The organism is Hyphomonas sp. UBA4494 (genome assembly GCF_002388935.1).
Lineage (GTDB): Bacteria > Pseudomonadota > Alphaproteobacteria > Caulobacterales > Hyphomonadaceae > Hyphomonas.
In genome coordinates, this window is sequence record NZ_DGNK01000042.1 from 1263 (window position 1) to 12314 (window position 11052).

Below are 11052 nucleotides of genomic sequence, written 5' to 3' on the forward strand. Positions count from 1 at the left end.
AAGGTCTTGCCGGTGCCGGTCGCGCCGAGCAGGACCTGGTCGCGCTCGCCCGCGCCGATGCCTTCGACGAGTTCGGGGATCGCGGTGCGCTGGTCGCCCGCAGGCTCATATTCGGAATGGACCTTGAACCGCTTGCCGCCCTCCAGCTTGACCCAGTCGCGGTCAGGCCGGTGGGGCGTCCAGTTGTCGGACGGCAGGGCGCCGGCGGCATCGCGCGCGAAGCCATCAAGCGAGAACACGCTGGGCGCTTCAGAAACGCCCTTGGAAGGAGGAGGAGGAGCCATGCCCCCGATATGGGGCGCGGGCAGGGAGGTGTCTAGGGTGTTCTTGTTGTGTTCAGTGTGGTGGTGGATAGAAGGTCTGTAAGCCGGTTGCGCAACTGGTTGGCGATAGTTCCGGCCTTCAAGCGCGCGGGGGCGGCGGCATCTGTCTGGGCCATAAGTTCTAAAAAGCTCATGGTTTCTTCGATTCTCGAAATTTCCCGCCACGCGAAACAGAGGTCTGCGTACCGCTCCATCGCGTCATAAACAATCTGACGCATCTCACTGCGGCCTAGAACGACGTTCGGAACGCGATTGAATTTTCCCTCGATCTGACGGCGCCAAGCAGGCGCTACGGAGTCGGCAGTGTCAGTGAGTGTGTGGGAGGCAAGAGCAAGCAGAATGAATTGACCGCGCCGTTCGCTGAGATAGTCGATCGCCAGGGAGTGCGCGTAGACGAATTCAGGCAAGTTGCTGATATGCTCAAGAAGCTTCAGTAGGGTGTTTGCTTGGTTCAGAGCGAACCATTTGTTATTGTTCGCTCCGGCCTCAATCAGGTCGTCTAACAGTCGCTCGAATTTCAGTTTTTCGTTTCTTATCGTGTTTTTGGCAGCAGCCCGCCTTTGCGGGTGGCTGGTTGCCCGATATTGAGTGTACAGCTCTCGGAAGTCGCAAGGCTGCCGCCATTGTTCTTCCAGCTGTGAAAGTTGTTCGGCAGGTGGCCCGGCAAGTACCCGATACTCACTTACCATCCATTCGGCACCTGCCTTCAGATCAGGGTCTGGAGAGTTCAGCAGCTCGCTAAGTCGGCGTGGACTGTAAGGAAATGCGGGAAGCTTCAGCTCTTCTCTGGCTTCTCGATGCTTCTCAACGCGCTTTCTGAAGCTGGGCTTGGGAATGTATTTCTTTTCGTTGTGGTCGTATCGTATGCCACGTTCAAAGAATTCCTGTTCCGTGAAGGGATCAAAAGCGTTGATGTGGCCCGCATCGTACAGGCGCTGTTGGGCGCGGCTGCGTTGCCATATGCCAAATGCCTGAAATAGAGCCGCCATGATCACGAGGTCGACCAGAGCGCGTGCGGCGAAGGTCAGGTGCTTGGCGAGTGTGGGGTTGCCGACATTGTCGGATACTGAAATGGGGGTGTTTACTTCGACCTGATAAATTTCCCACCAATCGACAAAAGGTACGGCCTTCGCCAGTTCTGCGCCAAAGAAGCTGATCCACGCGTAGAATTGCTGTGTGGGGGGCATGCTTGCAAGAGATTGCTCCGTATCGAAAGCAAAGCTGAACTGTTCTATCTGGAACAGCGCCAAGGGGACCAAAACAAAGAAGGAAACATAGCCCAATAGGGCTTCATCCTTGAGGTCGTTGTCAAAGCCAATATGAATATCCTGCGATTTTCGGAAGTCTGTCGATTGAAGGCGTGAAGCTGTTTCCCTGTCTGCTTCCACCCATGCCCATCTCCTGCCGAGCGCTATAACGATCAACATTGCAAGGAATATGGGGATGAGACCAAAGGGGCTGCTCAAAACGAAGCCGATGGCGGATAGTGGAAGAATCAGACCGACTACCAATAGGTGAGGCACGGGTGCTCCATGCTGGGTTGCGCCGGACAAGGGGGCTATAAGCCGGACAAGGATCGAATCCAGTCGGCTGACCCATACTTCCGGAGCAAAACTGGCGATGCCGCCCGCTGCGGTGCTCGCCCGTGCTGTGCGATTTTCTTCGTTTTGATTCAGATGACGCGTGAGATGTGGCGCGATTATGAAAACCAGGAATGCGATGATGACTACAAGGTAGATGATGACACCCAGATCCTGATCAATCGAGAAGAACCCGGCGCCAGCGGCCCACGCCAAAAGGAGAATGCCGCCAATGGCTATGAAGCTCGTGATCAACGAGTTGCGAGACACGACATCTGTCCTGAACAAAGGCGACTTGCTTTGCTTGGCTTCTGCTGCAGCCATGCGTGCGATGGCTGTCAAAATTGGAAGGAAAGCCCCCGCGAAAAAGGCGCAATAAATTGCGATATGTAGAAGACTGCGTTCCGCGTCCGAGCCTCGCAATCGTATATGCTCAAGTTCCGAAATCAGGGGGCTGCCAGATACGAAGGCCAGCACGGACAGGGCCAAAAGTGAGAGCAGCAGATAGACGAACAGCTCTTTCAAGCCTTGGGCGATAATTTTTTCATCACTGCGCGTACGCCTTGAGGGGTTCACGGCGAGCGCGGAATGTAGACGGGCCCATATCTGGTGACTCCGGAAAAGTCCCGCCGCCACAGCTCCCACCCATAGGGCGGCCAGCAGGGCATAATTCGGTGTTTGTTGTCGGTCGGCGTCTGATAGCGGCCAAAGAAGCAGGCATATCGCCGTCATCGAGACCACGGCCCCTGTTCGGATGCCATCCGACGCGTCCAGGGACTTAAATCCCATCCATTGCGGTCGCCGAAACCCAAATTCAACTCCGAGAGACATATGTACACCGTCCTCCTCACCCAAGTTGAACTTTACCTTTCGTTAATGCTTGCGCAACCTTGGATCGAGGGTGAAGGTCAAAGAAAATGAATGGGGAAGACAATGACCAATCTGACCGAAGCCCGTATCGCGAATGTCCGTAACCATATGGCGTTGGAGGTGACGCATGATTGGGATGCGGTGATGGCGACATTCGCGCATCCCCGGTATGAGATGCATGGCGGCGGGCAGGTGTTCGACGGGGAGGCCGCGGTGCGGCGCTATTTCGAACTGTCGCGCACGCCCTTTCCGGATCAGGACAATGAAATCATCTCGATAGCCGTCGATGAGGCGACCGACAAACTTCTGGTCGAGTTCTGGCTGACGGGCACGCATACCGGCCCGCTACAGGTCGGCAAGACCACGATTGAGCCCACCGGGCGCCGTTTCAAGGTGCGCATGGCGGCAACGTTTGAATTCGCGCCGGGCAGTGACCGGATTATCTGCGAGCGCCCCTATTATGATCAGGGCGCCGTGCTGCGCGCGCTGGACCTTGTCTGATCGTGGCGGCGCGTCGGCCGAGGCGGCCAGATTGCCCGGACTCTCGTCAGGGTAGGAAAAAATGAACCAATTGGGTGCTGGGGCATAGTAGGGGCATGACCCAACTCGTTTCCGTTCCGACCCAGGCCGATTCCGCCCCCGCCGAATTGCGGCGCAGCACGCGCGTTCGCCTGCAAACGTCCGGGCGAGTTGTCCTGATGGATTATAGCGAGGCGCGCAGCATTCTCGTGCAGGATTTATCGGTCCACGGGGCCTGTCTGAAAGTCGGCGATTGGGCCGATCTGCCAAACCGTTTCCACTTGCTGCTGCGCCGGACCCCGTCGGAGCCGCATTTCCAGGTCGATTGCACGGTGCGCTGGCGCGTTGGCCCGGCGGTCGGGGTTGAGTTTGATCGTGCGATGGCCGGCTATATTCTGGCCGAACTGATCCGCCAGCCTGCGTTCCGTCACTGAACGCGGCGTCCGCGCCTAATCTTTGGTGTCTGAATCCTGGCTGCGTTCCTTTGAGCGCAGCTGTGCCATCAGCCCTTCAAGTCTCGCAGAGGGTGGCGCTTTCAGACTCTCCTCAAAGGATTTCCTGAGTGCGTCGCGCAATGGATCTGCGCTTGTGTCCTCTTTCGTGTCTTGTGCGCTAGAAATAGACTGTCTCTTTTCCTGCATATCTGCGTCCCCAAACCCGCGCAGCTACTATAATCCGGTTCGAGCTTGTGGGCCCGAACAAGGGACGGTCTCTAGGAAGTTTTCCCCCCCTTGTCGATGCCCGGATCGAGACCGGAATCGCTCATGTCCGAGCGGGCTCCGATTTTATGATTCGTTGATCCGTCACGCTTGCGGGTATTGGCGCTCACGACTGGGGGCCAAAGAGCGCAAGACGTATCCGATCGGGGTTGGCCCGCCTTCCGCATCGTGTTGTACGCGCTACAGGGGCGCGGATGTGAAGTGGGGCGGGGGATACAATCGGCACGAGAAAACCACCGGGTCTGAGGGAAACTTTCAGGTTTTTCATTTTGTAACAATTTGAAATAAACCGTGTGGATGAGCGCCACGATTTTCGCGAATGTCTCCGTGCCGCATGGCCATGGCGGCCAGCTTGAAGGTGAGGCCGCACCCGCAAGAGCGTGCGCGCGCAACGCACACTTCAGATTTGCGTCAAATTTCACCTTTCGATTCAACCAGACTTCCACCTCGCTGTGTCAGAACGGGGCGTAACGATACGGGACGGATGTGTTCCGCTTTGTATCAAACATCTGGTTTCGGGAACGGGCGATCCGTCGGTTCCTTGTAGAGAAGGTAGTAATCGCAATGGCCAAGACGGTGCTTGTAATTGATGACGATCCGACCCAGCGCCGCCTGCTTCAGGCTGCGGTCGAGAAGGCTGGATTTGCCTGTCGCACGGCGCCGGATGGCGAGGCGGGACTTGCGCTTGCCTCTGACCCGAAGGATGGCATCGACGTGGTCCTGCTGGACCTGACCATGCCGGGCCTGTCGGGCATGGACACGCTGGAACGCCTGTCGGCCAAGCGCGCTGACCTGCCGGTCATCATGCTGACGGCGACCAGCGGCATTGACACGATCGTTCAGGCCATGCGCCGCGGCGCGGTGGACTTCATCGTGAAGCCCGCCAATCCGGAGCGCGTCGTCGTTTCGATCCGCAACGCCCTGAAATTGCAATCCCTGTCAGGGGAAGTGAAGCGCCTCTCGCGCAAATCCGAAGGCGGCATGAGCTTTGACGACATGATCGCGACCGCGCCGCCGATGCGCCAGGTCGTGCGTCTGGCCGAACGCGCCGCGAGTTCTGATATTCCCGTCCTGATCCTGGGCGAAAGTGGTGTGGGTAAGGAAGTTGTTGCCCGCTGCATTCAGGGCGCATCTGACCGTGCCGGGAAACCATTCGTCACCGTGAACTGTGGTGCGATCCCGGAAAACCTGGTCGAGTCGATCCTGTTCGGTCATGAAAAGGGCGCCTTTACCGGTGCCATCTCAAAAGCGCTCGGCAAGTTTGTCGAGGCCGATGGCGGCACGCTTTTCCTCGATGAGGTGGGTGAGTTGCCGCTGGATGCACAAGTGAAGCTGCTCCGTGCCCTGCAGGAAGGGGAGGTGGATGCCGTTGGCTCGCGCCGCCCGACCAAGGTGGATGTACGGATCATTTCCGCAACCAACCGCGACCTGTCGCAACAGGTTGCCGAAGGCACATTCCGCGAAGACCTGTTCTATCGCCTCAATGTCTATCCGGTTGACATGCCGTCGCTGCGCGAGCGCCGTGATGATATTCCGGCGCTGGTGGACCATTTCGTGAATCGCTTCAATGCCAGCGAAGGCGCGAAAGTGACCGGTGTGGCCGACGAGACGATGAAGATGCTGTACGCCTTTGACTGGCCGGGCAATGTCCGCCAGCTGGAGAATGCTGTCTTCCGCGCCGTGGTTCTGTGCGATGGCGACCAGTTGCGCCCGCAGGATTTCCCGCAGATTTCCGGACAGATGCCGGATGTGAGCAACCTGCCTTCATCGCCCTTCAACAAGGCCCCCGATATCGCCGAGCCCGTTCAGTCCGGCGAGAACGGCCCGGTAGCCATTCAGGACGAGGCGGGCGAGCTGCGCACGCTGAGCGATATCGAGCGCGATATCCTTCAGTATGCCATCGACTTCTATGAAGGCCATATGAGTGAAGTGTCGCGTCGTCTCGGCATTGGCCGCTCGACGCTCTATCGCAAGGTCCGCGAATATGATCTCGATGTGCGCCAGGAGCGCGAAGCGAGCTAGGCCAAGGCCAAAGGGAGATGCCGGCACAGATCGGCGACAAAGCCCCGCCCCACCGGTGGGGCTTTTTTATGAGCGGGCAGGCATCGCATAGGACATGGTGACGTTGCAGCGCTCATAGCGGTGGCCATAGCGGCGCATGATGTCGTCATCATGCCGGAAGCCGTATTTCTCGTAGAGCCGGATGGCCGACGCGCATTTTGAATTGGTCAGCAGGAAGAGATCCTGGATTTCCATCTGGCGGGCGCGCTTCAGAATCTGCCGCATCAGGAAGTCTCCGGCCCTGCGGCCGCGCGCGGAGGCCAGAACGCCCATCTTGGTCAGTTCCACGCTGCCATCCGCCATCGGCATCAGCGCGCAGGTGCCAATGATGCCGAGTTCCGGATCTTCGACGAACAGGATGGTGCCGCCCTTGTCGATCACCTTGGCACGTGGGTTTTCGATCATGGCGATGTCTTCCGGCTCAAGGCGGAACATTTCCTCGACCCATTCGCGTGAGATGTGGTCGAAATGCGGGGCGAGTTCGTCTGAGAATTCCATGATCTTCAGGCCCGCAGGGTTGGCCAGGGTCTCGATCCGCGCCGACAGGGGCTGCTCGGCGAGACGCGATTCCACGAGGCTGATTTCCGCCAGCAAGTCATGATCTGGGTAGAGACAGAGTTGCTCGGCGGCCTCCTGAACGGCGGGCCAGAAGCTGGCGCGCATTTCGGACACCAGCGCTTCCCCGGCTGGCGTGAGGAAGATTTCCTTCTGGCGATTGTCGCCCTCGATCGGGCGCGTGTCGGTCAGGCCCATCTTCTGGAGCGCATTGTGGATGCGCGTGATGGCGGGCTGGCTAACGCCGGTGGCCTCGACGGCGGCTCTCACACTGAGCGGGCCGTTGGCCTCGAGCGCGGCGATCAAGGGAAAGTGCGTCGTCTGGATCGGATAGGCGCGATTGTCGAACACGCTGACCGCTTCTGCCTGCAGCCGGTCGGCAAGACGCTTCAGCCGACTGGCCAGGCCGAGATAGGCGACTTGTGCGAGAATATCCTGGCTCATCACGGGATTCCATAATCAGTTATATAACGCGTTATATAATTAGGCTTGGCCACGGGAACCGTCAAGATGAAATCCCGATTATCAGAGGGGAAGGGGTCTAGTGCCGGGTGGCGGCCTTGACGATTTCACCGATCTTGCGGGCATCGGCCTCGCGTGGGCTGCCGGTGCGCCAGGCGATACCGATCTGGCGGCCGACCACGGGACTGACGAATTCGCGTACGGCGACGTCCGGTCCGATGTTCAGGCCGTTATCTGTGGCGAGTTTGGGCAGGAGCGAGACGCCAAGGCCCCCGGCAATCATGTTGACCAATGTTCCGAGTGAAGTAGCGGCCACCTGATCAGTGCCGTTGCCGGTCTTCATGCGACAGATGGAGAGTGCATGATCGCGCAAGCAGTGCCCGTCTTCGAGCAGGAGGAGGTTCTCGCCCGCCAGGTCTTCTGGCGAGAGGCCGTTCTTCTTGGCCAGCGGGTGTGAAGCGGGCGCGGCAAACAGGAATTCATCATCGAATAGCGGCAGCATCTCGATGCCCGGAACGTCCCAGGGCAGGGCAATCAGGGCGGCGTCCAGAGTGCGCGTGCGCAACTGGTCGATCAGGCGCGGTGTCTTCTCTTCGTGCAGGTAGAGCTTGAGCTGGGGATATTGCTCGCTGAGGGCGCGGACTGCCGCTGGCAGGACGAAGGGGGCGATGGTCGGGATCGCGCCGAGATGAAAGGGGCCCGTGAGCAGAGCGCCGGCGCTCTGAACCGACTGGACCAGGGAATGGGCATCATTGATCAGCGCATTGGCGCGCGATACCGCCAGCTCTCCGGCATGAGTCAGCTTGGCGCCGCGCGGTTCGCGTTCGGCCAGTTTGACGCCCAGCAAATCCTCCAACTCCTTGATCCCGGCTGACAAGGTGGGCTGCGTCACATAGCACGCCTCGGCGGCCCGAGAGAACGAGCCGGTCTCTCCAAGAGCCACTAGATACTGCAGTTGGCGAAGGGTCGGTATAATCATAGAGACAATCTATACCGGCAATGGGAATTATCAATTTTCCTTTTTGCCGCAACTGCGAGAAAGCACGGCCACCGGGCCCACCGTTCCGGCAGCCTCAACATCTTATCCCAGGAGATCCACTATGCTTGGCATTGGCGAAAAGCTTCCCGAGTTCACAGTCACGGGCGTAAAGCCGAAATTCATGCAGCATGAGCAGAATGGCGAAAGCGCATTCGAGCCCATCACGCAGGATTCCTTTGAGGGTAAATGGAAAGTCATCTTCTTCTACCCGAAAGACTTCACCTTCGTTTGCCCAACTGAAATCGCTGAATTCGCCCGCCTGTCCGGCGACTTCGAAGATCGCGACGCGGTTGTGCTTGGCGGGTCCACCGACAACGAATTCGTGAAGCTGGCATGGCGCCGCGACCACGCAGACCTCGCAGAGCTGCCGATCTGGCAGTTTGCGGACACCCGCGGTGAGCTGGTTGATGGTCTTGGCGTGCGTGAGCCGTCTGAAGGCGTTGCCTATCGCGCGACATATGTTGTCGACCCGCACAACGTGATTCAGCACGTTTATGTGACGAATCTGAACGTCGGCCGCAGCCCTGCAGACACGCTCCGCGTGCTGGATGCCCTGCAGACCGATGAGCTGTGCCCATGTAATCGTCCGGTTGGCGGAGATATTTTGGAACCAGCTGCCTAGGTTGCGCATAGATAGAGCGCAACGCTGAAACTTCCGGGAAGATGTCTCACTCCCTCCCCCACCCATGAGGCATCTTCCCTTCAGCGTCGCGAAAGGTCCGGCAGGCCTTCCGTCCACCCAGTTCCGGACGTTGGCGCTCCCACCCCTCTAGCCTGCAAGGCTTGTCGGACCCATTCGCTCCCCACCCCATCAAAACAACGAATTCCGGAAGGATGAGGATTCATGTCTATCGAGTCCCTGAAATCTTCGCTGCCTGACTATGCGAAGGATCTGAAGCTCAATCTCGGCTCGCTGATGAACGAGACCCTGTTGAGCGACCAACAGAAATATGGCTGTTTCCTCGCCTGTGCCCATGCTGTGGGTGAACCCCAGACGCTGACGGCGCTGGAAGCGGAAGCGGACGGAAAGCTGAGCCCCGAAGCGATCAAGGCTGCGAAAGCTGCCAGCGCGATCATGGGCATGAACAATGTCTATTACCGGTCGATCCACCTGATCAGCAATTCGACGTACCAGACCTTGCCAGCCAAGCTGCGCATGAACGTGATCGGTGCGCCGGGAATTGAGAAAGCGGACTTCGAGCTTTATTCCCTTGGTGTGTCCGCCGTGAATGGCTGCGGCATGTGTCTCGNNGCCGAATTGCGCAAGCACGGCTTGTCGACCGAGCAGATCCAGGCGGGCATCCGCATCGGCGCTGTGGTCAATGCTGTCGCCCGCGTGCTGGCTGCTGAGGCGGTCTCGGCCGGCTAGTTGCGCGGCGAATGTTCCAAGACCCATGGAAAGGCCCCGAAGCATTGCTTCGGGGCTTTTTTTGCGATTCGAAGCATTCGCGAAGTGATACGGGGCCGAAACGAACAGATACTGGGCACTGCCGAAACGAGCTGTGGAAATCAGCAGAAAAAGACATGTTCCGTCCCCCGTGCCTTTCTCGTCACAGCAGGGGAGGGCAGCGGCCTGATTCAGAAAGGAAAATTACCGGCCGCCCATTTCGGCCCATTCGACCGTTCCGGTATGTTCCTGTAATATTTCTTCTATGTTCCGGTGGTTTACGGATGTGGATATTTCGATTCATCCACAGTGCCCATTGAGACCCATACAGTCCCATGATACTCCACGTTAAGACATGGTTTACCCATGCGGGGTTTAGGCAGACAAAGTCAGGGTTGGCGGGTGTTCGTTTCCACCTATGAAAGCGCTATTGATGCAAAGGGTCGGGTTTCCATACCCGCTTCCTTTCGCGCTGCGCTGGGCGGTGGAAACCGGATTTTCCTCTGGTCGGCGCTCGACGGATCCGGTTGTCTGGAAGGCGGCGGTGAGGCCCTGATGGCGATGTATCGGGCGACGCTGACCCGGCTCGCCCCGCACTCCCCCGCCCGCAAGGCCCTGGTCACACGCATCATCGCAGGCTCTGCCGACCTGAAGATGGACGATACCGGCCGCATCAAACTGTCTGACGAGTTGATGAAGGCGGCAAACCTGACCGATCGCGTCAAATTCGCGGGCAATATGGACAGTTTCCAGATATGGAACCCGGATCGCCATGCTGAACATTTCGACGCCATGGCCGCCGAGGCTGCGAAAGAAGACACACTGGAAGCGCTCGGGCATGCCTATTCCGAAGTGCTGCACCAGCAGGCCTCGGGGAATGCCGCCCTGAAGCTCGTGGATGGGGGCGACAGCTGATGACACAGGACGCGCCCCTCGCTCCCGACCCTGGCCACAAACCGGTCATGCTGGATGAAGTGCTGGAATGGCTCGCCCCCAGGGATGGGGAGATCATTGTTGACGGCACGTTTGGCGGCGGCGGTTATAGCCGCGCCATTCTTGGGTCTTCCAAATGCACCCTGATTGGCATTGATCGCGATGTGGATGCCATTGAGCGCGCCCGGAAGATGGCGGAAAAGACGGAACGCCTCGTACCCTTGCTCGGTCGCTTCGGCGAAATAGACGACATCGTCCGCGCGGCGGGATATGAACATGTTGACGGCGTTGTGCTCGACATCGGTGTTTCCAGTTTCCAGATTGACCAGGCTGCGCGCGGTTTTTCCTTCATGAAGCATGGTCCACTGGACATGCGCATGGGCGATACAGGCCCAACGGCGGCGGATGTGGTCAATATGATGAGTGAGCGCGACCTCGCGAACATCATCTTCCGTCTTGGCGAAGAGCGCCAGGCACGCCGGATTGCCCGGGCGATTGTGCTGCACCGTGATGACACGCCGTTCGAGACAACCACCGAACTGGCCGATGCGGTTGAAAAGGCCGTGGGCGGGCGCAAGGGCGCGCGTATTCACCCGGCGACGCT

The 11052-nt window shown here is 58.8% G+C and carries 9 protein-coding genes and 2 pseudogenes (1 of these 11 cut by a window edge); 7 read left to right on the forward strand and 4 right to left on the reverse strand.

The genetic code is table 11. The features are described from left to right. Positions 1-284: pseudogene (locus B2P82_RS15690) on the reverse strand (excinuclease ABC subunit UvrB); the annotation flags it as partial. A gap of 32 nt (positions 285-316) precedes the next feature. Further along, complete coding sequence (locus tag B2P82_RS15695; protein WP_290497942.1) at positions 317-2734, reverse strand: hypothetical protein; 2418 nt, start codon at positions 2732-2734, stop codon at positions 317-319. A gap of 102 nt (positions 2735-2836) precedes the next feature. Here B2P82_RS15695 and B2P82_RS15700 point away from each other — a divergent pair, with 102 nt between their 5' ends. From B2P82_RS15700 to B2P82_RS15710, 3 genes are all read left to right on the forward strand, one after another. Then, positions 2837-3274, forward strand: a complete 438-nt coding sequence (locus B2P82_RS15700) for an ester cyclase (RefSeq protein WP_290497943.1) — start codon at positions 2837-2839, stop codon at positions 3272-3274. Positions 3275-3369: 95 nt separating this feature from the next. Further along, positions 3370-3726: a PilZ domain-containing protein gene (locus B2P82_RS15705; RefSeq protein ID WP_206992145.1), complete on the forward strand. Its 357-nt coding sequence runs from the start codon at positions 3370-3372 to the stop codon at positions 3724-3726. A gap of 849 nt (positions 3727-4575) precedes the next feature. Next, entirely contained in the window at positions 4576-6033 is a 1458-nt protein-coding gene (locus B2P82_RS15710) for a sigma-54-dependent transcriptional regulator (protein WP_290497945.1), read from the forward strand. Between the two features lie 66 nt (positions 6034-6099). Here B2P82_RS15710 and B2P82_RS15715 read toward each other — a convergent pair whose 3' ends face one another. After that, the gene (locus B2P82_RS15715) at positions 6100-7071 is read right to left on the reverse strand and encodes a bifunctional helix-turn-helix transcriptional regulator/GNAT family N-acetyltransferase (RefSeq protein WP_290497946.1); all 972 of its coding nucleotides are present in this window, start codon (positions 7069-7071) and stop codon (positions 6100-6102) included. A 97-nt stretch (positions 7072-7168) separates the two neighbouring features. After that, positions 7169-8068, reverse strand: a complete 900-nt coding sequence (locus B2P82_RS15720; RefSeq protein ID WP_034816385.1) for a hydrogen peroxide-inducible genes activator — start codon at positions 8066-8068, stop codon at positions 7169-7171. Between the two features lie 121 nt (positions 8069-8189). Between B2P82_RS15720 and B2P82_RS15725 the strand changes: the two genes are divergently transcribed. The 4 genes and pseudogenes from B2P82_RS15725 to rsmH all read left to right on the forward strand — a co-directional run. After that, positions 8190-8750, forward strand: a complete 561-nt coding sequence (locus B2P82_RS15725; RefSeq protein ID WP_034816389.1) for a peroxiredoxin — start codon at positions 8190-8192, stop codon at positions 8748-8750. Between the two features lie 222 nt (positions 8751-8972). After that, positions 8973-9497: an alkylhydroperoxidase, AhpD family gene (ahpD, locus tag B2P82_RS15730; RefSeq protein WP_290497948.1), complete on the forward strand. Its 525-nt coding sequence runs from the start codon at positions 8973-8975 to the stop codon at positions 9495-9497. 420 nt (positions 9498-9917) lie between these two features. Beyond that, positions 9918-10430 (forward strand): division/cell wall cluster transcriptional repressor MraZ, encoded by a 513-nt coding sequence (locus B2P82_RS15735; protein ID WP_290480488.1) that lies wholly within the window; start codon positions 9918-9920, stop codon positions 10428-10430. Further along, a pseudogene (gene rsmH / locus B2P82_RS17000) lies at positions 10430-11052 on the forward strand (16S rRNA (cytosine(1402)-N(4))-methyltransferase RsmH); it runs 375 nt beyond the window's last position. The gene B2P82_RS15735 and the pseudogene rsmH overlap by 1 nt, the downstream one beginning before the upstream one ends.